The sequence below is a fragment of the Nonomuraea sp. NPDC001699 genome, assembly GCF_053596455.1.
This window is the reverse complement of the sequence record NZ_JBSFGF010000035.1, coordinates 24,584-48,380: the sequence shown is the minus strand read 5'-3', so window position 1 is coordinate 48,380 and position 23,797 is coordinate 24,584. Positions and strand designations below refer to the sequence as shown.

General features: G+C 70.7%; 21 protein-coding genes. 15 read left to right on the top strand and 6 right to left on the bottom strand.

The features are described 5' to 3' along the window. The first annotated feature begins 39 nt into the window (after positions 1-39). The gene (locus ACWCSU_RS48735; protein ID WP_449943539.1) at positions 40-3,444 is read left to right on the top strand and encodes a BTAD domain-containing putative transcriptional regulator; all 3,405 of its coding nucleotides are present in this window, start codon (positions 40-42) and stop codon (positions 3,442-3,444) included. Here ACWCSU_RS48735 and ACWCSU_RS48730 read toward each other — a convergent pair. Then, the gene (locus ACWCSU_RS48730; RefSeq protein WP_449943536.1) at positions 3,413-3,925 is read right to left on the bottom strand and encodes a hypothetical protein; all 513 of its coding nucleotides are present in this window, start codon (positions 3,923-3,925) and stop codon (positions 3,413-3,415) included. The genes ACWCSU_RS48735 and ACWCSU_RS48730 overlap by 32 nt on opposite strands. Positions 3,926-4,080: 155 nt before the next feature. On the opposite strand from ACWCSU_RS48730, the gene ACWCSU_RS48725 reads away from it, so the two are divergent. Next, complete coding sequence (locus ACWCSU_RS48725) at positions 4,081-4,602, top strand: DedA family protein (protein WP_449943533.1); 522 nt, start codon at positions 4,081-4,083, stop codon at positions 4,600-4,602. Here the strand turns inward: ACWCSU_RS48725 and ACWCSU_RS48720 are convergent. After that, on the bottom strand, positions 4,599-4,790 hold the full coding sequence (locus ACWCSU_RS48720; protein ID WP_357699303.1) for a YegP family protein: 192 nt from the start codon (positions 4,788-4,790) through the stop codon (positions 4,599-4,601). The genes ACWCSU_RS48725 and ACWCSU_RS48720 overlap by 4 nt on opposite strands. A gap of 156 nt (positions 4,791-4,946) precedes the next feature. Here ACWCSU_RS48720 and ACWCSU_RS48715 point away from each other — a divergent pair, with 156 nt between their 5' ends. Further along, positions 4,947-5,747, top strand: coding sequence for a D-alanyl-D-alanine carboxypeptidase family protein (locus ACWCSU_RS48715; RefSeq protein WP_449943530.1), 801 nt, complete (start codon positions 4,947-4,949; stop codon positions 5,745-5,747). A 10-nt stretch (positions 5,748-5,757) separates the two neighbouring features. On the opposite strand, the gene ACWCSU_RS48710 is transcribed toward ACWCSU_RS48715, so the two are convergent. Continuing rightward, positions 5,758-6,303 carry a hypothetical protein gene (locus ACWCSU_RS48710; protein ID WP_449943528.1) on the bottom strand — a complete coding sequence of 182 codons (546 nt, stop codon included), beginning with the start codon at positions 6,301-6,303 and terminating at the stop codon, positions 5,758-5,760. 246 nt (positions 6,304-6,549) lie between these two features. On the opposite strand from ACWCSU_RS48710, the gene ACWCSU_RS48705 reads away from it, so the two are divergent. Next, positions 6,550-6,837, top strand: a complete 288-nt coding sequence (locus tag ACWCSU_RS48705) for a hypothetical protein (RefSeq protein ID WP_357699297.1) — start codon at positions 6,550-6,552, stop codon at positions 6,835-6,837. A 5-nt stretch (positions 6,838-6,842) separates the two neighbouring features. Here ACWCSU_RS48705 and ACWCSU_RS48700 read toward each other — a convergent pair whose 3' ends face one another. The 3 genes from ACWCSU_RS48700 to ACWCSU_RS48690 are packed head-to-tail and all read right to left on the bottom strand — an operon-like array spanning position 6,843 to position 8,922. Next, positions 6,843-7,292, bottom strand: a complete 450-nt coding sequence (locus ACWCSU_RS48700; protein WP_357699295.1) for a group II truncated hemoglobin — start codon at positions 7,290-7,292, stop codon at positions 6,843-6,845. Positions 7,293-7,346: 54 nt separating this feature from the next. Then, a complete protein-coding gene (locus ACWCSU_RS48695; protein WP_449943526.1) occupies positions 7,347-8,159 on the bottom strand; it encodes a TrmH family RNA methyltransferase in 813 nt (270 codons plus the stop codon). Further along, positions 8,152-8,922 carry a DUF4184 family protein gene (locus ACWCSU_RS48690; RefSeq protein WP_449943523.1) on the bottom strand — a complete coding sequence of 257 codons (771 nt, stop codon included), beginning with the start codon at positions 8,920-8,922 and terminating at the stop codon, positions 8,152-8,154. The genes ACWCSU_RS48695 and ACWCSU_RS48690 overlap by 8 nt, the downstream gene beginning before the upstream one ends. Positions 8,923-9,061: 139 nt before the next feature. Between ACWCSU_RS48690 and ACWCSU_RS48685 the strand changes: the two genes are divergently transcribed. From ACWCSU_RS48685 to ACWCSU_RS48635, 11 genes are all read left to right on the top strand, one after another. Then, entirely contained in the window at positions 9,062-9,700 is a 639-nt protein-coding gene (locus tag ACWCSU_RS48685; protein WP_357699290.1) for a cation diffusion facilitator family transporter, read from the top strand. Between the two features lie 233 nt (positions 9,701-9,933). Further along, positions 9,934-11,616, top strand: coding sequence for a substrate-binding and VWA domain-containing protein (locus tag ACWCSU_RS48680; RefSeq protein ID WP_357699288.1), 1,683 nt, complete (start codon positions 9,934-9,936; stop codon positions 11,614-11,616). A 139-nt stretch (positions 11,617-11,755) separates the two neighbouring features. Then, positions 11,756-13,309: a sigma-70 family RNA polymerase sigma factor gene (locus tag ACWCSU_RS48675; protein WP_449943518.1), complete on the top strand. Its 1,554-nt coding sequence runs from the start codon at positions 11,756-11,758 to the stop codon at positions 13,307-13,309. A gap of 274 nt (positions 13,310-13,583) precedes the next feature. Then, the gene (locus ACWCSU_RS48670; RefSeq protein ID WP_357699284.1) at positions 13,584-13,952 is read left to right on the top strand and encodes a hypothetical protein; all 369 of its coding nucleotides are present in this window, start codon (positions 13,584-13,586) and stop codon (positions 13,950-13,952) included. A gap of 11 nt (positions 13,953-13,963) precedes the next feature. Then, the gene (locus ACWCSU_RS48665; protein WP_449943516.1) at positions 13,964-15,079 is read left to right on the top strand and encodes a GNAT family N-acetyltransferase; all 1,116 of its coding nucleotides are present in this window, start codon (positions 13,964-13,966) and stop codon (positions 15,077-15,079) included. 147 nt (positions 15,080-15,226) lie between these two features. Then, positions 15,227-16,060 (top strand): glycosyltransferase family 2 protein, encoded by an 834-nt coding sequence (locus ACWCSU_RS48660; protein WP_357699280.1) that lies wholly within the window; start codon positions 15,227-15,229, stop codon positions 16,058-16,060. A gap of 11 nt (positions 16,061-16,071) precedes the next feature. Beyond that, the gene (locus ACWCSU_RS48655) at positions 16,072-17,013 is read left to right on the top strand and encodes a glycosyltransferase family 2 protein (protein WP_357699278.1); all 942 of its coding nucleotides are present in this window, start codon (positions 16,072-16,074) and stop codon (positions 17,011-17,013) included. Continuing rightward, the gene (locus tag ACWCSU_RS48650; RefSeq protein WP_357699276.1) at positions 17,010-17,813 is read left to right on the top strand and encodes a polysaccharide deacetylase family protein; all 804 of its coding nucleotides are present in this window, start codon (positions 17,010-17,012) and stop codon (positions 17,811-17,813) included. The genes ACWCSU_RS48655 and ACWCSU_RS48650 overlap by 4 nt, the downstream gene beginning before the upstream one ends. Continuing rightward, positions 17,806-19,122 carry a lipopolysaccharide biosynthesis protein gene (locus ACWCSU_RS48645; protein ID WP_397037554.1) on the top strand — a complete coding sequence of 439 codons (1,317 nt, stop codon included), beginning with the start codon at positions 17,806-17,808 and terminating at the stop codon, positions 19,120-19,122. The genes ACWCSU_RS48650 and ACWCSU_RS48645 overlap by 8 nt, the downstream gene beginning before the upstream one ends. Before the next feature lie 1,070 nt (positions 19,123-20,192). Continuing rightward, positions 20,193-22,448, top strand: coding sequence for a hypothetical protein (locus tag ACWCSU_RS48640; RefSeq protein WP_449943510.1), 2,256 nt, complete (start codon positions 20,193-20,195; stop codon positions 22,446-22,448). A 70-nt stretch (positions 22,449-22,518) separates the two neighbouring features. Beyond that, entirely contained in the window at positions 22,519-23,724 is a 1,206-nt protein-coding gene (locus ACWCSU_RS48635; protein WP_449943507.1) for a DUF418 domain-containing protein, read from the top strand. The last annotated feature ends 73 nt before the right edge of the window (positions 23,725-23,797 follow it).

Sequence of the window (23,797 nt, the reverse complement as noted above, 5' to 3'; positions counted from 1 at the left end):
TGTGCGCCGTTCGGAAGCCCGCATAGCGTGGCGGCTGACATGGTGGCGTTCCGGGTTCTGGGGCCAGTCGAGGCGTACGAACACGACGACGAACTCGACCTCGGCGGGTTGCGGCAGCGGGCCGTCCTCGCCCGACTTCTCGTGGCCAGAGGTCAGGTCGTGCCGGTTGACACGCTTCTTTACGATCTGTGGGACGACGACGCCGCCAAGGGCGCCCAGTCGGGTCTCCAGGTCTACATCTCCCGCCTGCGCAGAGTGCTCGAACCGGGCCGTCCGCGCGGCGGCCCCAACCGTCTGCTGGTGACCGTCGCCTCCGGCTACGCCCTGCGCGTGGCCGCCGAGCAGGTCGACGCGCTGCGCTTCGAGCAACTGGTCAGGGCGGCGGGCGAACACCTCGAAGAGGGCGACCCGCAGTCCGCCCGCGGCCGCCTGGAGAAGGCGCTCGGCCTGTGGCGCGGCACCCCCTACTCCGACTTCGCCGACCAGCCCTGGGCCGAGGCCGAGGTCAACCGGCTGGCCGAGCTGCGCCTGGTGGCCCGCGAGCGGCACGCCGACACCGGCCTGCGGCTGGGCCTGCACGCCGAGACCGTGCCCGACCTGGAGGCGCTGACCACCGAACACCCGCTGCGCGAGGAGGGCTGGCGGCTGCTGGCGCTCGGCCTCTACCGCTGCGGCCGGCAGGGCGACGCGCTGGCCGCGCTGCGCAGGGCCAGGAACATGCTGGCCGACGAGCTGGGCATCGACCCGGGCCCCGCGCTGCGCAAGCTGGAGTCCGACATCCTGGCCCAGTCCCCCGAACTGGAGCTGGCCGCGCCGCCGCGGCCCGCCAGGTCCGCCCCGGTCACCGACACCTGGCCGCCGCGGCCCGCCGCCGCCCACGTCGAGCCGCCGCCGCTGGAGCCCGAGCCGTTCGTCGGCCGCGACGCCGAGCTGGCCAGGCTGACCACCGCCGCCTCGCGCACCGGCCGCTTCCAGGTCTCGATCGTGACCGGCGTCGCCGGCGCGGGCAAGACCACGCTGCTGCGCCAGCTCGACGGCAGGCTCGGCGCCGACGGCTGGATCACCGCCTCCGGCGCCTGCCCCGACTCCAGCGCGACCCCGCCGGGCTGGGCCTGGGTGGAGATCCTGCGCTCGCTGATCGGCGCGACCGGCGCCGGCGAATACGCCCAGCTCCTCGCCCCCCTGCTCGACGACACCGCCCCCGACCCCGACGAGGACGAGGTCTCCGGCGGCTTCCGCCTGCACCGCGCGGTCGGCGGCTACCTCGCCGGCGTGGCCCGCCGCGCGCCGGTGCTGCTGACGCTGGAAGACCTCCACTGGGCCGACGACCAGACGCTGGCCCTGCTGCGCGCGCTGCCGAGCCTGCTGGCCACCAGCCGCGTCCTGCTCGTCGTGACGTGCCGGGAGAGCGAGCTCGACGACCGCCAGTCCGACGTGCTGGCCGCCCTGGCCCGCCTCGAACCGGTCCGCGTGGGCCTGTCCGGTCTCGACCCCAAGGCCGTGGCCGAGCTGGTCAAGGCCACCTGCGTCCGCGAGATCGACGAGGACGCGGTCGAGTCCATCGTCGAGCGCACCGGCGGCAACCCGTTCTTCGTGCGCGAGACCGTGCGCCTGCTCGACGCCGAGGGCGCGGCCGACCGGGCCAGCGCCACGCAGGTGCTCTCGCGCGTGCCCTCGGGCGTGCGCGACGTGCTGCGGCGGCGCATCTCGCGGCTGCCCGCGGGCGCCCAGCAGATCCTGCTCCAGGCCGCGGTCATCGGCCGCGACGTCGACCTCGACGTGCTGGTCACGGTCGCCGGTGACGAAGACGCGGTGATCGAGGCGGTCGAGGCCGCGCTGCTGGCCGGCCTGGTGACCGAGCCGGGGCCGGGGCTGCTGCGCTTCGACCACGACCTGGTGCGCGACACGATCTACTCCGACGCCTCCCGGCTGCGCCGCACCCGGCTGCACGCCGCCGTCGCCGCGGTGATCGAGCAGCGCACGTCCTCCGACGTGGCGGCGCTGGCCCACCACTACTTCCTGGCCGACGCGGCCGAGAAGGCCGTCCACTACGCGGGCCTGGCGGCCGAGCAGGCCGAGCGGCGCTTCGCCCACCGCGAGGCGGCCACGTTGTGGGAGCAGGCCATCGCGGCCTTCGACCGGGGCGGCCCCCGTACCGAGGACAAGGGGCGCGAGCCCGGCCAGGAGCGTGCCAAGGAGCGGCTGCGGCTGATGCTGCGCCAGATCAAGGCGCTGGCGCTGTGCGGCGACATGACGGCCGCCAGGCTGCTGCGCCGCCAGGCCATGGACGCCGCGCTGCCGCTCGGCGACCTGGAGATCACCGCGAAGGTGGCGGCGTCGCTGGCCGTGCCGCACAAGGGCATGGCGCGCGACTTCACCCGCACCGCGTGGGAGATCGTCGACGTGACCGAGCAGGCGCTCATCGAGCTGCCTGCGGGCGAGCAGCGCCTGCGGGCGAGCCTGCTCACCACGCTGGCGCTGGAGCTGGAGGGCTCCTCCTCGCCCGAGCGCGGGCGTCAGGCGTCGCTGGAGGCGCTGGAGCTGGCCAGGCAGAGCGGCGACCCGACGCTGATCGCGGCGGCGTTGAGCGGCCGGCTGCGCCAGTCCTACGACATCCCGGCCGTCGACACCCGCGAGGGCATCGGCAGGGAGCTGCTGGAGGTCGCCCAGCGCTCGGGCCAGATGGCCACGCAGGCCCTGGCCCACCTGGTGCTGCTGGAGTGCGCGGCGGCCAGGGGCGAGTTCGCGGCCGCCGACCAGCACGCCGCCGCCGCCGACCGGCTGGCCAAGCAGTACGACCTGTCGGCCCCCGCGGCCGTCGTCGTCTGGTACGCCGGCCAGCGCCTGATGATCTCCGGCGACTACGCGGGCGCCGAACGCACCTACCGTGAGGCCGCCCGGATGACCGCGCGGGCCGGCATGCTCGAAGGCCGCCAGGACCTCCCGCTGATCACCGCGTTCTGCCTGCACCTGGTCGACGGCCGGGCGGCCCAGACCGTCGACCTGCTGGCGGCGGCCCACCAGCGTGGCGCCAAGTGGACGCTCGACGCCTACGCGCTCGCGCTGGCCTCGGCCGGGCATCTCGACGACGCCAGGGCGGTCGCCGCGACGCGCCCGCCGGTCCGGCCCGACTTCCTCTACGAGCTGGTGATGACCTGGCGCGCCCTGGCGGGCATGCTGCTGGACGACCGCGAGCGCATGGTCGACTGCTACGACAAGCTCAAGCCGTTCGCCGACCGGGTGGCCGGCGCGGGCACGGGCGTCGTGGCGCTGTGGCCGGTGGCGCTGACCCTCGGCGACCTGGCCATCCGGCTGGGCCAGCCCGACGCGGCGCGCGCGCACTACGAGAAGGCGCTGGAGGTGGCCCAGCGGGTGGGCGTGCCGCGCTGGGTCGAGGCGGCGCGGCGCTCGGTCAGCAGCTCACCTGGAAACGCTCGCTCATGACGGTCCCGCCGGGCCGGGCGATCAGCTCGACCCGGTACCACCCGGCGTTGCCGGTGATCTGCGGCTGCCATTCCACGTTCCGGCTGCCGCCGGCGAATCCGGAGTGGTCCACCAGGTAGGTGCGCCACGTCCTGGCCGCCGGGCTCCAGCGCGACAGCCGCCAGCGGTACAGGACCGTCGTGCCCGGCCGCGGGTTGACCAGCAGGCCGCGGGCCAGGAACGACTTGCCGCAGCCGGGGGTGGCGTCGGGCAGGGCGCTGAGGGCGATCTCGCCCGCCCTGGCGGGGGCGCTCCGGGCCGGGGCGGTGATGGGCAGCTCGCGGGCCGAGAGGGTGACGGTCCGCGCGGGCCCGGTGTCCGAGCCGGCGCTGCCGTAGGCGGAGACGCCGACGTAGGCGCTGGTGAAGGCCAAGGCCGCCACGAACAGCTTGACCGCGTTGGCGGTACCGCCTGCCAGGACCACCGCGCTTCTCGACGACATGATCAACACCCCTTTTGCTCAGTTCAGGTATAGGGCGTGAGGGTTGAGGGGTGGTTGTCGCCTACTTGCAGCCGGTGCCATGCCCTTGCAAGCTGATGTGGCGGAATGCCTTCTCCTTGACTAAGGTAAGGCTGACCTAAGGCGTTGGAGTGGGGGTGAGCGGGCTCATGTGGCATGCGGCTGCCGCCCTCCCTGATCCCGCCCGGCCGTTCTGGTTCGGGCTGCCGTACTGGCTGGTGGGGGCCGTTCTCATCCTCGCGCTGTTCGGCGCGTTCCAGGTCTACTACTGGGTCGGCCGCAAGCTCGGCGAGAAGCTCCACGAGTCGCGGGTCGGCGTACGGCTCGGCCGCGAGCGCATCGCCAGGATCGAGGGCGTCGTCGAGAAGTGGGGCGCGCTGGCCGTCTACGGCTGCTTCTGGGTGCCCATGCTGCGGCACACGCTGCCGTGGGTGGCGGGCGCGCTTCGGGTGTCCTATCCCTGGTACGTGGTGGCGAGCGCGCTCGGCTGCCTGACCTGGGCGCCCATCTGGTGGTTCGGGCTCACGGCGCTGGTGTGGGGCTGGCTGGAGCTGGCCGCCCGCTCGCCCGCCGGCGCGCTGCTGCTGCTCGCGGCGGTCGCGGCCGGCGTCGCGTGGTTCTTCGTCCGCCGCCGGCGTAAGGCGCTGGCCTCGTCCTAGATCGCCGCCGGGGTCTGGTCGTCGATGGCGGCCTCTGGAGCGTTCCTGCGTACGGTCTCGATGCCGTTCACGCAGGCGGCCTTGCTGGGATAGCCCTCGCCCACGGCCAGCGTCTGCCCGTTGTTCGCGACGAGCGCGAAACGGAACGCACCTCGCTCGTCCTGACTGATGATGAATCTGCCTGCCACGGCCTCGTCTCCCCGCAGATGTCGGATCTATCAAGCATTTACCCCCAACTGGGCGCCACTTACGGCCGAGTTTCGCAAACCAAGCCTTGATCTCCTGCGAACATGTCTGGCATGCGTATTGGGGGTTTCATCGGCTCTGCCGTACTCGCGTTGCTTGTGGGGATCTCTTACCCGGCGTCCGCCGCACGGGCCGCCGACGTCCCGGCGGTGAAGGCCGGGGCGGCGTACGTGGTGGACTCGGACGGAACGATCCACTTCAGGAAGCGGGAGACCCGGCGGGTGCCGGTCGCCAGCCTGGTCAAGGTGATGACGGCCTACGTCGTCCTGCGGGAGGGACGCCTGAACGAGGCGATCACGGTCACCGCCGCCGACACGAAGCACGCGACCAGCAACGGCGCGACTACGGCGGGCCTGCGCAAGGGCGAGCGCCTCACGGCCAGGGACCTGCTGTACGGCCTCATGCTCCCCTCGGGCGCCGATGCCGCCAACGCCCTGGCCAGGAAGTACGGGCCGGGCAAGACGGCGTTCGTGGCCAAGATGAACCGGGCCGCCCGCTCGCTCGGCCTCGCCGACACCCGCTACACCAACCCCGACGGGCTGCCCACGCCGGCCAACGGCGGCTACTCGACCGCCGTGGACCAGGTCACGCTGGCGCAGCGGGCGCTGACCGACCCGACCTTCCGCGCGGTGGTGGGCAGCCAGGTGCACAAGGTCGCCAAGTCGGCCCTGCACCGGGCGCACACCTGGCGCAACTCCAACAAGCTGCTCGGCCGGTCGGACGGCGTGCTGGGCGTGAAGACCGGCTACACGAACGCGGCGCAGTACTGCCTGCTGTTCGCCGGTGAGCGCAACGGCAAGCTCGTGGTGGGGGCGCTGCTCCACGACGGGGACGAGCGCCGCTTCACCACCGCCGCGCAACTGCTGGACTACGCGGGCGAGCAGATGGCCGCCGGCTGACCCGCGAGGGTCAGCCGAACGTGAGCCGGCCCGCCGCGGGCAACGTGCTCAGGCCCCCGGTCGCACAGGCCAGGATGCCCATGGCGGGCGTGATCGAGCCGCGGACGTGCTCGCCGGACAGCGGCCCCGAGGCGACCGTGCCGGTCAGGAAGCTGTCGGCCGGGCTCTGGGTGGCCAGCCGGTCGGCCCGCGCGCGCACCTGCGAGGTGCCGACCGGCCGCCCGTCGAGGCCGAACCAGGTGATGCGGACGACGCCGTGGACGCGCCGGGCGCTCGCGCACGAAGCCTGGCCGACGCTCTTCAGGGTGACCCAGCCCGAGCGCAGGTAGGGGGCCGTGCCGTCGCCCGACAGGCAGCCGGTGAGCTGGAGGTTGCCGCGGACCGACACCGGCCTCGCGGTCAGGCCGACGCGCGGGCTGAAGGTCAGCGGCCGGCCGTCGGGTGAGCTGACGGCGCAGGTCAGGGCGTGCTGGTCGGGAGCGGCCCACAGAGGGGAGGCCGCCGACGCGTACGGGGTCGCCGCGGCCGCGGCCGCGATGATCCAGGCCAGCTTCACAGGACCTCCGTCGGTCGCTCTCGGTGATCGGCAGCTCACATCTTGCCGTATCCCCGGTGGGTGACGGTCCTCCGCCGGCCCGAAAGGCGACAGCCTGGCCGTCGGTCGCGATTGAGGCGGCCGGCCCTGGGTACCCGCTGATCGCAAACTGAAACCACTCAGGTGGACTTCGCCCCCCGAAGCCGACCCCAGGGTCGATTCACGCAGATAGGGTGGTGAATCTACCCCTCCGCAATAAGGAAGATCATGGCGGAATTCATCGAAGTCCGCACGACGATCGAGGGCCATGAGCAGGCCGCCGCGCTCGCGCACACGATCCTGCTCGCGGAGCTGGCCACCTCGATCGACATCGCGGAAGCCCCGGCCGCGGAGGCCGGGGACTCCTGGCAGCTCACGCTCATCACCCCGCGGGAGCGGGCCGCCGCGCTGGAGGCGCACATCGTCGCGAACGGCGGCGCCGTCGACTCCCAGCCGGTGCTGCACGACATCGACACCTACCCCGACTGGCTCACCGAGGACACCGACCGCCCCTGAACCGGCTATCGCGGCGGCTGCTCCCAGTCCCAGCGCGGCACCTCGCGCAGCGGATGGAGCTGGTCGTCGGTCTCGGCGTGGGAGTTCTGGAGCGCGACCTGCGTGCCGAACTCCACGTGCGAGCGGAGCGAGGCCCGGAACGGCTCGTCGCCGGGCAGCCCGGCCTCGTCGGCGGCCCGCATGTACAGCTCGACGAACCGCAGCCGCTGGGCCTCCTCGATGGCCAGCCCGCGATGCGCCTCGATGAGCAGCGGGAAGCCGCCCATCTCCGCCGAGAACGTGTCGGGGCCGCCGAAGGTCTCGACGGTGAAGGCGGTCAGGTTGTCCACGTGGCCCGCTTTGCCCTCACCGAACAGCGGCTGGAGCAGCGGGTCCGTCAGCAGGCTGCGGTAGAAGATCTCGATGAAGCGGCGTAAGCCCTCTTCGCCGCCGGCGTGCTCGAACAAGGTCTGCATGATTACAGGGTTACACGGCTGGTCGAGACGCCACCAGACCCACTCGCCGGGAGGTCAGCACCCGGCCGGGCGCATCAGCCCGTGGCAGGCGATCGCCGCCGCGGCCACCACGTTGAGCGAGTCGACGCCGGCGTCCATCGCGGCCGGGCTCATGGGGATGCACACCGCGTGGTCGGCCTCGTGCAGCCAGTGGGAGGACAGGCCGTCGCCCTCGGCGCCGAGCAGGAGCGCCACCCGGTCACCCATCGCGATCCGGTCGATGGGGGTCGCGCTCTGGTCGGGGGTCAGCGCCAGGCTCTGGAACCCGGCCTCGCGCAGCTCGCCGAGGCCGGTGTACCAGTCGTCGAGCCGAGCGTACGGGATCGAGAAGACCGCGCCCATGGAGACCTTGACGGCCCGGCGGTAGAGCGGGTCGGCGCAGCGCGGCGAGAGCAGGACGCCGTCGACGCCGAGCGCGGCGGCGCAGCGGAAGATCGCGCCGACGTTGGAGTGGTCGACGAGGTCCTCCAGGACCAGCAGCCGGCGGGCGCCCTTGATCAGGGTCGCGGCCGTGGGCAGCGGCAGGCGTTGCATGGAGGCCAGCGCGCCGCGGTGGATCTGAAAGCCCGCGATGCCGGTCATCAGCTCGTCGCTCACCTCGTAGACGGTGGCGTCGCCGATGACGTCGGACAGCGACTCGTACCAGCGCCGGGTGGTCAGGACCGAGCGGATGGGGTAGCCGGCGGCGACGGCCCGCCTGATCACCTTCTCCCCCTCGGCGAGGAACAGGCCGCGCTCCGCCTCCAGGCTCTTGCGCAGCTCGACGTCCCGCAGCCGGGTGTAGTCGGCGATTCGGGGGTCGTCGGCGTCGAACACGTAGTCAGGCACCTTCCGATACTGCCATGCGCCGCCTGACCTGCCAGACGACCGCGTAGCAGACCAGAACGGCCGAGAGCCCGACCACGGTGCCGGCGCCCGTCTTGGTGACCACGCTCCTGAAGCCCAGCGCGGGGTTGGGCTCGTCCACCAGCGGCCACAGCAGGGCGCCGGCGACGACGCCGAGCGCGCACGCGGCCAGCACGACCCACCGTGCGGCGGGGGCGAGCCGCAGGCGGCCCGGCACGTGGGCCGCCTCGCTCCTGGACAGGGCGCGCCACGCCCACCACACGACCACGGTCAGCCCGACGGCCGACGAGGTGTACTGCAACACGCTGAAGAGCCTGGTCGTGCCGTAGACGAGGGTGTCCGGCCAGGCGCCCCAGCGGGCGGAGGCGTAGGAGTGGGTGAAGGAGTCCCAGAACACGTGGGTGGCCGCGCCGATCACCCCACCGGCCGCCACCGGCAGGATTCTGAGCCGGACCGGACGCAGGAGCGCGGCCCGGCCGGTGAGCGACGGCGGCAGCAGCGAGATCAGCGGATCGCGCAGCACGAGGTGGAACAGCGGCAGGAGCAGCAGCACGGCGGCCAGGTCGAGGGTGAGCACGCCCTGCCAGGAGTGCCAGTTCCCGTAGACGGGCAGGAACGGCACGAAGATCGGCAGGTCGGGGACCATCGCCCCCAGCGCGAGCGCCCACGGATCGGCGAACCGCCGCGCCCGTTCGGAGGCCACCAGCGGCAGCACGGCGGCGATGTGACTCGGCGTGAACGGCACGACCCCTCCCCCGGACGATGACCGCCATTATCCGGTGAATCTTGAACATCCTTTGCCGCACAGGCCTTAAAGTCACCCTGAGTCATGGGTACGTTACGTAACGCTGTCGACGGCCGGATAGCCGGGAGTTCGGGGGTTCATGGTGTCTGACCAGCGGATTCATGAGCATCCGGCCGCGACGGCCGACTGGCTGCGGGCCGCCCGCGCCGCGCGTGCGCTCTCTGTTGCCACGCTCGCCTGGCTGGCCGTGGAGAGCACGCTCGGCCTGGCCGCCGGGCTGTCGGCGCACTCCGTCGCGCTGATCGGCTGGGGGCTGTCGGCCTTCGCCGAGGCGGGGGCGAGCCTGATCGTGGTGTGGCGCTTCACCGGCGCCCGCACGCTCTCGCCGCACGCCGAGACCACCGCCAGGCGCGCGGTGGCGGTGAGCTTCTGGCTGCTCGCGCCCTACCTCGTCGGGCACGTCGCGCACGACCTCGACGCCGGCCACCGGGCCACGCCGACCGTGCTCGGCATCGTGGTCACGACGGTCAGCCTGGTCAGCATGCCGGCGCTGGGGCTGGTCAAGCGGCGGCTGGGGGCGCGGCTGGCGTCGGCGGCGACGTCCGGGGAGGGCACCCAGAACCTGATCTGCGCCGCCATGGCGGCCGGCGTCCTGGTCGGCCTGTGGCTGAACACGCTGGGCTGGTGGTGGGTGGACCCGGCCATGGCGGTGGCCCTCGCGGCGGTCGCCGTGCGTGAGGGGACGCGCGCCTGGCGCGGTCACGCCTGCTGCCACTGAGCGCCACTCTCCGTAATAGGCGCACCAAAAGAGCGGTTTTGCCACACAGAGTCCACCGAGTATCGTTCCCGAAGTATTGCGGAGCAACTCCCGCTAGGGTCTCCGGAAGGTCTCAACGCCTAAGAGGACACCAAGAGGACATCGTGGGGCGACACCGGACAGACGAGCTCGATGGCGGCTACCGAGCCCAGGAACCACCCTCCCGCAGGCGGTCCGTCAGCGGGCGTGGCAGAGTGCTCGTACCGCTGGCCGGGGCCGTCGCCCTGGCCGTGCTCCTCGGCGTCGCGGCGTTCGTGATCTTCAACCGCGAGCACGACTGCTCGGCCGGCAAGCTGCCGCTGCGCGTCGTGGCCACCCCCGACATCCACCCCGCGCTCAGCAAGATCGCCGCCAGCTACACCAAGGCCATGCATTCGATCGACAGCAAGTGCGTCGAGGTCACCGTGGCCAAGGAAGGGGCGGCCAAGACCGCGAACGGGCTGGCCGCCGGCAAGTCCGCCGCGGACGTGTGGGTGGCCGACTCCAGCCTGCTGGTGGGCAACGTCCGCAACTCCCCCGCGGGCTCGGCGCTGCCGGAGCCGGCCGGCTCGGTCGCCGTCTCGCCCGTCGTGCTGGCGACCGCCAAGTCCGCCGCGGCCAAGCTGTCCGGCAGCCTCACGCCGAGCTGGGCGGGCATGATCGCCGCGGCGAACGTCGCCAACCCCGACGGACCGGGCAGGAAGGTCCGGGTGCTGGCGCTCGACCCGCAGAAGAACTCCGCCGGGCTGGCCGCGCTGCTGGCCGCCGCCACCTCGGCCAAGGAGGCCAAGCAGGACAAGGCGCTGGTGGGCGCGCTGAAGGAGATCTCCGGCCAGCTCGCCTCCGACCCGGCGGCGCTGCTGGCCAGCCTGACGGTGAAGTCGGGCAGAAGGGTGCCGGTCGGCGTCGCCACCGAGCAGGCCGTCTACGCCCACAACGCCAAGAAGCCCGAGGCCCCGGTGGTCGCTCTCTATCCCAAGGAGGGCACGCTCAGCCTCGACTACCCGATCACGGTCCTCACCAAGGACCCGGCGGTCCAGAAGGCGGCCACGGACTTCAGGCAGGACCTCGGCACGGACGCGGCCAAGAAGACCCTGCGCGCCGCGGGCTTCCGCAGCGCCGACGGCAAGGCCGGCGACGCGCTGTCGAAGGAGAAGGGGTTCGTCCCCGACAAGCCGGAGGCGCTGCCCAAGCCCGACGCCAAGGCCGTGGCCTCGATGGTGCAGACCTGGTCCCGGCTGAACCTCGGCACCCGCCTGCTCACCCTGCTCGACGTCTCCGGCACGATGGCGCTGCCCGTGCCCGGCACGAACATGACCCGGATGCAGGCCATCAACAAGATCGCCATGGAGGGGCTGGGCCTGTTCCCCGCCGACTCCGAGCTGGGCCTGTGGACGTTCTCCACGCACATGGACGGACAGGGCAAGGACTGGAAGGAACTCGTCTCCGTCGGCCCGCTCGCCGAGTCGACCGACGGCGTGCTCCGCAAGCAGGCGCTGGCCGCCCAGTTCGGGCAGATCCAGGCCAAGGCCACCGGCGACACCGGCCTGAACGACACCATCAGGGCGGCCTACGGCGAGCTGACGAAGACGTACCAGGACGACAAGATCAACACGCTGCTGATCCTCACGGACGGCGCCGGCAACGACGACCCCGACGGCGGCGTCACGAACGCGCAGATCCTGCAGTACCTCAAGAAGACCTACAACCCGAAGCGGCCGATCAGCATCCTGCTCATCGCCTTCGGCCCGGAGGCCGAGGCGGGCAGGAAGCAGATGGACACGCTGGCCAAGACGACCGGCGGCGAGGCCTACATCGCCAAGGACGTGCTCCAGGTCCGCGACTTCTTCCTGCAGGGCATGGAACGCCGGCTCTGCGCCCCCAGCTGCGACGGCTGAGCCACTCCCGTCACAACCATCACGAGGTCATGCCTGTTGGGCATGGCCGGGGCCGCGCCGGTCAACCTGGCCGATCGAGGCGGCGTCCTCTCCCGCGTGGGTGCTTTGAGCGCCCGTTCACCCGCGGGGAGGGGAATCCGTGCCTGGATGGCCGACGGTCGGCCGCGCCGACGATCAAGAGCTGGTCGACGCCCTGCGACGGGCCGACACCGACGCCCCCGCCGACCTGTACGACTCCTACGGCGAACGGCTCCACGACTACGCCTTCTCGCTGATCGGCGACCGGGAGGCGGCCGCGGACGCCGTGCACGACGCCCTGGTGACCGCGCAGGGTTGCGTGGAGCGGCTGAAGGAGGCCGGCCGCCTGCGCCCCTGGCTGTACGCGCTGACCAGGTTCCAGGTCCGGGCCAGGATGGCGCATCGCGGCACGCCCGCCGGGGGCGTGCCGCGGACGCCGCCGGCCGGGCAGCCCGACTCCGAGCTGGCCGAGCTGGTCCGCGAGACGCTGGCCGAGCTGAGCGGGAACGAGCGCGAGATCGTCGAGCTGTCGGTGCGTCACGGCCTGACGCCGGTCGAGGTCGCCTCGGTGCTGGGGCTGACCTCCCGCCAGGCCGCCACGCGGCTCGGCCGGGCCCGCGACCAGTTGGAGAACGCCGCCGCGGCGGTCGTCCTGGCGAAGACGGGCCGCGCGCACTGCCCGGATCTGTCGGCGATGGTGGATTCGTGGGAGGGGCCGCTCACCCCGTTGCTGCGGCGGCGGCTGTCGGGGCACATCGCCGGGTGCGAGGTGTGCACCGAGGGCAAGCACCGGCAGATCTCGGCGTCGCGGCTGCTCGACCTGGTGCCGGTCGAGTTCCCGCCGATCTCGCTGCGCCGCCGGGTGATCGACACCTGCGTCAATCCCGAACGCGACCAGACCAGGACGCTGATCACCGACCGCGGCGACAGCTTCGACAGGGCCGGCTTCCCGGTGGTGGCCGAGCGGCGCTCGCGCCGCCGCCGTCCGCGCCGTCTCGGGCCGGTGGTGCTGGCCGGGGCGTGCGTGCTGGCCGCGACCGGGGCGGTGGTCGTGATGAACGGCGGCGACACCGCGCAGACGGCGCTCACCGTGACGCCCACGCCCGCCCTCTCCTCCGTCGAGCCGGCGGTCACACCCGAGCCTGACCCCGAGCCGGAGCCGGACGACGACCTGACGCCCGAGCCCACGCCGAGCGACGGCGGGCCGGAGACGTCCCCGGCCGCCACGCCCACGGCCCGGCCGTCCGCCCGGCGGCCCAGTCGCGGGCCGGCCGCGCCCACGGTGGTCCGCCGCAGGCCGGTGCCGGTCGCCCGGCTCGGCACGTCGTGCCCCGGCTCGATCGCGGGCGCCGCCAAGATCGGGCTGCGCGCCCGCAACGCCGCGGTCTCCTGGACGGCGACCGCGTCACAGGGCCTGGACGTGTTCCCGGCCAGCGGTTCGGTCAAGGCGGGACGCTCGGTGTCGATCTGGGTGACCGTCCTGGACCCGAGCGCCGCGGGCCGCGGCCGGGTCGCGTTCACCTCGAACGGCGGTGCCGCCACCTGCTCGCTGGCCTGGAACGCCGACCGCGCTCCGCAGACCGACCCGCCGTCCGACCCCCCGGCCACCCCCGAGCCGTCCGAGCTGGCGAGCGAGGACCAGTCGTCGAATGTGGACGCGGCACCACAAGGGTGACGAACAGCCTCCCAGCTAGAGCGGACATAACGGGATAAACAGGACCCTGGCTCGAACATCATAGGCCACATAGGGCATTCTGGTTAGCTTGGGGAACACGCCTGGAAACCCGGAGTCACCATGTCACGTGGCGGAAGTCACATGAAGAACTTCGCCATGCCGGTGAACCTATGCGGCTCTCCAAGCGTCGGCATTGACGTGTCCGGACCCGGATTGGTCCCATGAAAGTGGATCAACCATGTCTTAACCAGAAAGAGCAGGAGAGAAACAGGAGATGCTCAAGCACCGCAGAGCGCTGGCATGGCTGCTGGCACTCGCCTGCATAGCGGGGGCCGTGGTCGCCTTGTTCGACCTCGACACCCCGCTGCGCCCGTTCTTGATCTCCTTGTTCCTTCTCGTGGTTCCGGGGGCGGCGGTCGTGGGACTGTTGCGCGATCGTGACCCGCTTGCCGCACTATCAGTAGGAGCCGCGGCCAGCCTCGTCCTGAACGTGCTCCTCGCCGAAGCCATGCTGCTGTTCAACGCATGGTCGCCCAGAGCCGGGGTCGCGACGGTCGCCGTGCTCGGAGGGTTCATGTACGTGCTTCGCGTGTTGTACCGGGGGAAGAACATGCAGACCGAACAGGGGGCCAGGGCAAGGTGAACATCCAGGTAGTGCGCCCGAGAGACCTCGGAGACTCCGAACGCGCCCGATGGCGCGAGCTCCAGAAGGCCGACCCGAGTCTGGACAACCCGTTCCTTTCGGTCGAGTTCGCGGTCGCGATGGACCAGCTGCGCGACTATGTGCGCGTGGCGGTCATCTCCGACGGCAACCGCATCGCCGGGTTCTTCCCGTACGAACGGCACAGCTTCGGCATCGGGAAACCGCTCGGCGGCTTCCTCACCACCTGCCACGGCCTGATCGCCGTGCCTGACCTGCGGCTCGACGCGAAGGACCTGCTGCGCGCCTGCAAGCTCAGCGTCTTCGACTTCGACCACCTGGTCGCCGGCCAGCCGACGTTCGCCCCGTACGAGGCCGACGTGCGCCCGGCCCCCGTGATGGACTTCACCTCCGGCTTCGACTCATGGCTGGAGCAGGTCAAGGTCAACTCTCCCAAGAACCTCAAGACCGTCCGCTACAAGGAGCGCAAGTTCGGCCGGGAGCAGGGCGGGCTGCGCTTCGAGTGGAACGCGACCGACCCCGAGGTTCTGCGCACGCTGCTGACCTGGAAGTCCGACCAGTACCGGCGCACCGGCCGGGTCGACCGGTTCGCGCAGCCGTGGATCGTCGAACTGATCGACATGATGCATGCCGAGAAATCATCGGATTTCTCGGGCATCCTCACCATGCTTTATGCCGGGGACGTGCCCGTCGCTGGGCATTTCGGCCTCCGTACCGCCACGACCCTTGTAGGGTGGTTCCCCGCCTACGACACCGAGTACGCCCGCTACTCGCCCGGCATCGTCCATCACCTGCAGATGGCCGAGGCCGCCGCGAACGACGGGATGCACATGGTCGACATGGGCAAGGGCGGCAAGGAGTACAAAGACTGGCTCAAGAGCGGGGTCCTGTACGTCGCCGAAGGCCGCATCTCACGACCGTCCGCGACAGCGGCCGTCCACTGGATGGGCCGAACTCCTTTCAACAAAGCTCGAACAATCGTGATGGATCGACCGTCTCTTTATAGGGCGGCCGACCGCGTCCTCAAGGGCTTTGGTCGGGTGCGCACCTCGATGCAGCAGCAACAGGAGTCACCCAATGTAGTCAAGGAACCAACGGGAGCGAGCTGAGCGCTCCTGGCACCACCCCCCGGCACCAGCACACCCTCACTCCACAGGACCCATAGTGCACCGCTCGACGGCTCCGCCATTCCCGCAGCACCCGGGGATGACTCCGGGCGGTGAGCAGGGCCGGGTCCCGGAAGGATATCCCTCGCCATGAGTCCCGAGATCACCAAGCACAACGGCAAGGCCCAGAAGTCGCCCTTGCGTTCCATGCCTCCGCCTTCCAGCTTCACGCCGGTCACCCCTCACCTGGCCATTTCCCCGACGGTGAGCGTGGTCGTACCGGCGATGAACGAGGCCGAGAACCTCCCGCACGTCTTCGCGACGATCCCCCAGTGGGTCGACGAGATCGTGCTCGTCGACGGCAACTCCGTCGACGACACCGTCGAGGTCGCCAAGCGCCTGCGGCCCAACGTGAAAATCGTCACGCAGACCGGCAAGGGCAAGGGCGACGCCCTGTCCGCCGGCTTCGCCGCGTGCACCAGCGACATCATCGTCATGATCGACGCCGACGGCTCGACGGACGGCCGCGAGATCATCTCGTTCGTGGGCGCCCTCGTGACCGGGGCCGACTTCGTCAAGGGCTCGCGCTACGCCGCCGGCGGCGGCAGCGACGACCTGACGCTCAACCGGCGCCTGGGCAACAAGGTCCTCACCGGCATCGTCAACGTGATGTACAAGACCAGCTACACCGACCTGTGCTACGGCTACAACGCGTTCTGGGCGCGTCACCTCGACGTGCTCGACCTCGACTGCGACGGCTTCGAGGTCGAGACCCTGATGAACGTGCGCGCGGCCAAGGCCGGGCTGAAGGTGCACGAGGTGCCCAGCCACGAGCGCAACCGCATTCATGGCGAGAGCAACCTGCGTGCCGTACGAGATGGCTTCCGTGTGCTCAAGACGATCCTGAAGGAGTGGCGTCGCCAGCCCTCCGCCCCTCAGCCTGAGCCCACCGCCACTCCCGCCGCTGACCGAGGCGTCGCGTAAGAGGAACCGTTGTGAACACGTCTGTTGTCATCTGCGTCTACACAGAAGAGCGCTGGGAGGACATCAGGCAGGCAGTCGAGTCGGTCGAGAACCAGAGCCGCCCGGCACACGAGCTGATCCTGGTGGTCGACCACAATCCGGACCTGCACCTGAAGCTCAAGCGCACCTATCCACAGGCCATTGTGGTGGAGAACACGCATGAGCAGGGGTTGTCCGGCGGCAAGAACACCGGCGTGGCCACGGCCACCGGTGAGATCGTCGCGTTTCTCGACGACGACGCGGTCGCCGAAGCGGGATGGCTGGAGGCTTTGGAGGAGGGCTTCCAGGAATCCGGTGTGGTGGGCGTGGGCGGGCGTACCGACCCGTTGTGGGCGTCCAAGCGCCGGCCCCGCTGGTTCCCGTACGAGTTCGACTGGACGGTCGGGTGCACGTACCGCGGCATGCCCGCGGTACGTGCGCCGATCCGCAACGTCATGGGCGGAAACGCCGCCTTCCTGCGCGAGGTCGTCGCCGAGGTCGGCGGCTTCCACAGCGGCATCGGCCGCAGCGTGCAGGGCCGCAAGTCGCGCCCGCTGGGCTGCGAGGAGACCGAGTTCTGCATCAGGCTGAGCCAGCGCAAGCCAGGCTCGGTGATGTTGTTCGAGCCCCGCGCGGTCATCGGGCACAAGGTGTCCAGGCAGCGCGAGGGCTTCGCCTACTTCAGGTCCAGGTGCTACGCGGAGGGCCTGTCGAAGGCCCTGGTCACGCGGGAGGTCGGCACCCAGGACGGGCTGGCCAGCGAGCGCGCCCACGCCATGAAGACGCTGCCGCTCGGCGCGCTTCGCGGGGTGGGCGACGCCCTGCGCGGCGACCTGTCCGGGCTCGGCAGGGCCGCGGCGATCGTCGTCGGCCTGGCCTGGACGACCTGGGGTTACGTGGTGGGCACGGCAAGGCTGAAGGCGGCACGCTCATGATCCGCATTCCGATCCTGATGTACCACTCGGTCAGCGACACCCCCAACGACGACACGCGCCCGCACGCCGTGCGGCCGTCCGACCTGGCCGAGCAGCTCGCCTACCTGTCGGAGAGCGGGTTCACCCCGCTCACGCTGGGCGACCTGGTGGCCGCGCTGAACAAGATCGACGGCCGTACGGTGCCGGAGAAGCCGATCGTCCTGACCTTCGACGACGGCTACGCCGACTTCCACAGCCAGGCGCTGCCCCTGCTCGACCGCTACAACTTCCCGGCCACGGTCTTCCTGACCAGCGGCTGGGTGTCCGACGCGGGCAAGGACGCGGCGGGCCGTCCGCTCGACGACATGCTGTCGTGGGGCCAGGCCCGCGAGGCCGCCCAGAACGGCATCGAGATCGGCGGCCACAGCCACAGCCACCCGCAGCTCGACCAGCTCCGCACCGACGAACTGCGGCAGGAGCTGCGCAGGAACAAGGGCCTGCTGGAGGAGAAGATCGGCGCGCCGGTCGCCACCATGGCCTACCCCTATGGCTACTCCAGCGCCCGGGTCCGCCACGAGGTGCGCAAGGCCGGCTACTTCGCCGCCTGCGCCGTGAGCAACACGATCGCGGCCGACCGCCACGACATGCTCGCCATCCCCCGGCTGACGGTCGGCAAGCCGACGACCATCAGCATGTTCAGACGCGCCGTCGAAGGCAACGCCGTACCTCTCATCTACCTGCGCGAACGCATCCTCACCAAGGGGTACGCGGTCGTCCGGCGGACGAGGTACGGGCTGCAGCGGGTGCGCGGAAATGTCTAGCCTGCGGGAAAAGATCCTCCGCGACCTCAGCAATCCGCTCTTCCGCCAGGGTTACGCCCTGATGGCCAACACGGTCGTCACGGGCACCCTCGGCATGGGCTACTGGCTGCTGGCGGCGCACTTCTACACCCCCGAGGAGTTCGGGCGCGGCCAGGCGGTGATCACCGCGATGCGGCTGTTCGCGTCGCTGACCGCGCTCGGCTTCGTGGGCGCGCTGGCCCGCTTCCTGCCGGTGGCCGGGCGGCGTACCCCCGAGCTCATCCTGCGCGGCTACGGCCTGGCCGCCGCCACGGGCGGGGTCGCGGCGCTCGGCTTCCTGCTGACGCTGCCGCTGTGGGGGAAGACGTACTCGGTGCTGGCCGGCTTCGGGCCAGGGCTGTTCTTCCTCGCCTCGGTGCTGGTGTGGGCCGTCTTCACGCTCCAGGACGTCGTGCTCACCGGCTTGCGCAAGGCCACCTGGGTGCCGGTCAACAACCTGGTGTTCGGGCTGGTCAAGATGGGCCTGCTGGTCGCGCTGGCCAGTGCGCTGCCCGACGGCGGGATCTTCGTCTCGTGGATGATCCCGACCGCGCTCGCCCTCATCCCGGTCAACTGGCTGATCTTCGGCGTCGTGGTGCCCCGGCACGTCAAGAGCCTCGGCACCGCCCACGAACCGCCCCGGCTGCGGCAGATCGGCCGGTTCCTGGCCGGTGACTTCCCCGGGACGCTGTCGATCCTGGCGATCGTCTACCTGGTGCCCGTGGTCGTGGCGACCAAGGTGGGCGAGGCCACGTTCGGGCGCTTCTCGATGGCCCACACCCTGGCCAGCATGATCGAGCTGCTGGCCATGAACATGGCGGTGTCGCTGACGGTCGAGGGGTCCTTCGATCGTTCCAAACTGGCCCTGAACTGCCGGCGGGCGCTGCGGCGCGGCTTCATGATCGTGACGCCGATCATCGTGGTCGCGATCATCGGGGCGCCGCTGATCCTGACCGTCTTCGGCGCCGAGTTCGCCGACGAGGGGTCCACGCTGCTGCGGCTGATGGCGCTGGCGGTGCTGCCGCGGGTGCTGATCGAGGTGTACCTGAGCGCGCTGCGGGCACAGAGTCACGCGCGCACGCTGGCGCTGGTGCAGATCGGGCTGGCGGTGCTGGTGCTGGTGTCCACGGTGGCGCTGTTCCCCAGCTTCGGGGTGAACGCCGTCGGCTACGGACTGCTCTTCAGTGAGCTGCTGGTAGCACTTTTGATCTTCGGAAATCTACGCAAAATACTCAATTTTGGTGAAACTGGGCAGCCGACTGTCACTCAGGGGTCGTCCGGGGCCGCATGATGGTCAACGTGAGGCAACGGGACGGCGATGGCATGACTAAGGGGAAAACCGGCTCTTCCGACGTTCGCAAGGACGCCGGCGAGGAGACAGAGGCACCCTTCGATCCGGAGGCCACAGGGGTGATCCCGCGGCTGACGTTCGACGGCGGCCAGGAGGGCGCGTCCGACGAGGACGCCGCCGGCTCCTCGGATTCGGATTCGGCTGATTCCTCTGCCGAAGTGAACGCCGACACGACGACGGCGTTCCGCATCCCCGGGAACGTGCACATCGGCCACCCTCCCACGGCTGACGAGCCCTCTTCCGGGCCTCCGCAGGCGTTCGCGGAGCGTGGCGCGGAGGCGCAGACTTCCGGGCCCAACGCGTTCACCGCCAGGGCGCCGCACGCACCGGACCCGTCCCCGGCGGGGGCGGCGTCGGGTGGTCCGGCTTCGGCCTCGAAGGGGTCGGCGGCGGCTGGGACCATGCCCATGCCGACCGCGGAGCCCTCTCAGGCCCCCGCCTCCGGGGGTGCCGAGAGTCCGGCTCCCGAGGCGTCCGGCGAAGGCACGGCGGGTTCGGAGACGGCCGCGCACCCCGGCTCGACGGCCCCCAAGGGCGCCGGTGCGGCCGGTGCGGGAGCGGGCCGTGCGGGTACCGCCGACGTGACGGGCGAAGGCGCGTCCGGCGCTGGTGCCGGCTCCGAGGGAGCCGGTTCCACGGCGGGCCGACCTGGTGGGGCGAGCCCCGAGGCGACGAACGCCAGTAGGACCAGCGCCAGTGGGACCGGTGCCGGTGGTGCTGCCGGCGAGGTCGGCCGTGATGGCGAGGCTGAGGGTGAAGGGCCTGAGGCCGGAGAGGCTGACGGCCGGACCGTCGCCTTCCGCGCGCCCGGTTCCAGGACGACCGTTGCCGGTGCCGCCGGTGCCGGTGCCGGTGCGGCTAACGGTGGCCCGGCTGGTGGCGCTTCCGCTGGTGGCGCTCCCGGGAGTGGTGCCTCCGGTGGCGCTTCCGCCGGCGGTGCTTCCGGGGGTGGTGCCGCCGAGGGGGGTGCTTCCCGTGGCGGTGTTGCAGGGGGGCCGGGGGTTGCGGTTGTGGGGGCTCCGGTTGGGGCTCCGGTTGTCGAGCGGGTCGACGTACCCGCAGGTAAGGGCCAAGTTGCCGCAGGCGCGCCCGTCGCGGCGGGGCAGAAGGGCAGGGTCGCCGGGGGGCGGGTCGGGGCGCTGATCGCGAGCGCGCCCAAGTGGTTGCCCGTCGTCCTCGTGCTTGAGGGCCTGCTCATGTACATCCTCGCCCTGCGCGTGCCCCCGGGCCCGCTGCGGGGTGTGGACCCGGCGAACATCAACGGCCTGGGCCTGATCTCGGCGCTGCCCACGACGGCGTTCATCGCCATCCTGATCATGATCGCGTCGTTCTTCGTCACGGTCGCCCAGAGCACCGACCGCAAGTTCCTGCTGCTGTTCCAGATCGCCGCCATCACGTTCGCCCTGCACGGCGCGGGCGCGCTGGTGGCCAGCGAGCCACGTTTCCCCACGGCGTACATCCATGCCGGTTTCGTGGAGTTCATCTCCAGAACGGGCGAGACCGCGATCAGCATCGACGCCCGCATGGGCTGGCCGGGCTTCTTCGCGTTGTTCGCGTTCGTCACCAAGGCCGCCGGCATCACCGACATGACGACGATCCTGCAATGGACGCCGCTGCTGTCGAACCTGCTCTATCTGCTCCCGTTCGTCCTGATCCTGCGTCAGGTGGTGGCGACGACGCGGGCGCGTTGGTTCGCGGCGCTGCTGTTCATCCTCGTGCAGTGGATCGGGCAGGACTACTTCTCGCCGCAAGGGTTCACGTTCGCCCTTTATCTGGCGTTCGTGGCGATCCTGTTGCGGTGGTTCGGACGGGTGGAGCCGCGTACGAAGCCGGTGCCGCCCAAGGGGCTGCGCAAGCTGCTCGGCAAGCTCGACGCGATGACGCCCGGCGAGATCGTGAACACCGGCACCTACCGGGCCGACAAGCTGCTGATGCTGCTGATGCTGCTGGCACTGTTCTTCGCGTCGGTGGCCTCGCACCAGATCACGCCGTTCATGATGATGGGCGTGGTGACGGCGTTCCTGATCTTCAAGCGCACCTCGCTGACGTGGGCGATGCCGTTCTTCCTCGGGCTCGTGACGCTGGCGTGGATCAGCTACATGACCGTGGGGTTCTGGGCGGGTCAGATCGACGCGATCTTCGGCGGTCTGGGCAAGATCTGGCAGAACATCGGCAGCGCCACCTCCGACCGCGTCGAGGGCAGCGACCCCGCGCACGCGATGGTGCTGCAGGCGCGGCTCGGCATCCTCGGGGTCATCCTCTCGCTGGCGGCGGCCGGGCTGTTCCGGCGGCTGCGGCGCGGGGTGTTCGACCGGTCCGCGCTGATCCTGCTGTGCGTGCCGGTGCTGGCGCTGGGGCTGCAGAGTTACGGCGGCGAGATCGGCCTGCGCATCTACATGTTCGCGCTGCCGGGCTCCTGCCTGCTGGCCGCGTACGCGTTCTTCCCGAACCTGCCGGCCGACAGCGCGGACGTGCGCGAGGAGACCGTGCCGCTGCGCAGGCGGAACGTGCGCTTCAACCCCGAGCTGACCAGGAAGCTCTCGGTCGTGCTCGCGGCCTGCTTCGCGGTGCTGTTCGCGTTCGCGTTCCTGCTGGCCCGGTACGGCAACGAGAAGTTCGAGCGGGTCACCACCGGTGAGGTGGCCGCCATGCACTACGTGTACGACCACGACAAGCCGAGCGCCAAGGTGCTCTACCTGGTGCCCAAGGAGGGCCAGGAGGTCACGCCCACCATGCCGTGGGGCGAACGGGACGTCGAGCTGGTCAACTTCGGCGTGCAGGCGCTGGTGCACAAGGACCCGACGCAGATCGCCGACGCGGTGGCGAAGCTGAAGGAGCAGCCGCGCAACTCGTACCTGATGGTGAGCCGTGGGCAGGTCAGCTACCTGCAGCTCAACGAGGGCTTCCCCGAGGACTGGGGGCAGCGGTTCCGGGCCGCGCTGGACGCCTCGCCCGACCTGAAGAAGGTCTTCTCCAACGAGGACGCCGCGCTCTACACGTGGAAGAAGTTCGTGAAGGGGACGGAGATCCCCGATCCGAACCCCTACAAGGGCCGTGGCGACCCCACCTCACCATGGACGCCCGTCGGCATCGGGGCGCTGGTCGTGACCTGGGTGGCGCTGTTCGGCTACGAGGTCATCGGGCTGAACGGGCCGAAGCGGGCGCGACGGGCGCGCAGAGGGCTGATGTTCCTGGCCATCCCGGCGTTTTTGATCTCTATAGCAGTGATCATTGAGAGATTCATCCACATAGCACTAAATAACTGAATTCACAGGAAACGCTAAGGTTTTGCGGGATGATGTACGCCTGATGAGGACACAGGAGACACTTCCCGCCATGCCCGACGCACGACTCGCGGCTGCGAGGATCACTTCTGTAGACGCCCTGCGCGGCTTCTCCCTGCTGGGGATCCTCGTCGTCAACATCGCCTTCCTGGCCTCCGGCTACCGGATGGCCGGGATGGCGGAGCCCGGCTTCGACTCCTCGCTCGACTGGGTCGTGCGCTGGCTCGTGACGCTGTTCATGGAGAACAAGTTCTATCTGCTGTTCTCCTTCCTGTTCGGCTACAGCTTCACGCTCCAGCTCGACTCGGCCGTACGGCAGGGGCGGACGTTCGTGCCGATGTTCCTACGCCGCCTGGCCGGGCTGCTGCTGATCGGCCTGGCCCACGCGGTGCTGCTGTTCCCCGGTGACATCCTGACGACGTACGCGTTCGTCGGGATCGCGCTGCTGGTGCTGCGCAGGATCGGCCCCAAGACCGCGATCGTGCTGGCCGGGCTGCTGACCCTGATGCTGGCGTTCGGGTTCCTGATGCTGGCCCTGCTGGCGATGGTCGGCCTCGACGCGTCCGGCACGGTCGCCGAGGGCACCGCCGAGGCCGCCAGGTCCGACACCGCGCTCGGCGGGGTGTTCTGGCAGATCATCTCCGAGCACATGCGCAAGCTGTCGCTGATCGTCCTGCTGCGCGTGCTGTTCCAGGGGCCGGCGGTGCTGGCCGCGTGCCTGATCGGGCTGGCCGTCGGCAAGCTGGGCGTGTTGCGGAACCTGTCGGCGCACAAGGTGGTGCTGCGCAGGTTGCAGTGGACCGGGTTCACGGTCGGCCTGGCCGGCGCCTTCGTCTACACGCAGTCTGCCTGGAACGGCACGGTGAACAAGTTCCTGGGCGAGGCCGTGGACCTGGTGACCGCGCCGCTGCTGGCCGCCGCGTACGCGGCCACGTTCCTGCGGGTGCTGCCGTACCTGCCGCGGGTGGGCCGGGCCCTGGCCGCTCCCGGACGCATGGCCCTGTCGAATTACCTGGGCCAGTCGCTGATCTGTTCACTGATCTTCACCGGCTACGGCCTGGCCCTCGTGGACCGGGTCAGCCCGGCCGTCGAGGTGCTGATCGCGCTGGCCATCTTCGTCGTCCAGGTGCTCTACAGCCACTGGTGGCTCAAGGGACACCGGTACGGGCCGGTGGAGTGGGTGCTGCGCTTCCTCACATACTGGCGCAGGCCCACGAGCGAGCGGCGCAAGGCCCGCGGCTCCGCGCAGATCGCCTGAAACTCGTCTGTCCAAACCGTCCTTGGGCGAGGTACGCTCGGACATGTAAGGAAAACCTTTCACGTGACGGGAA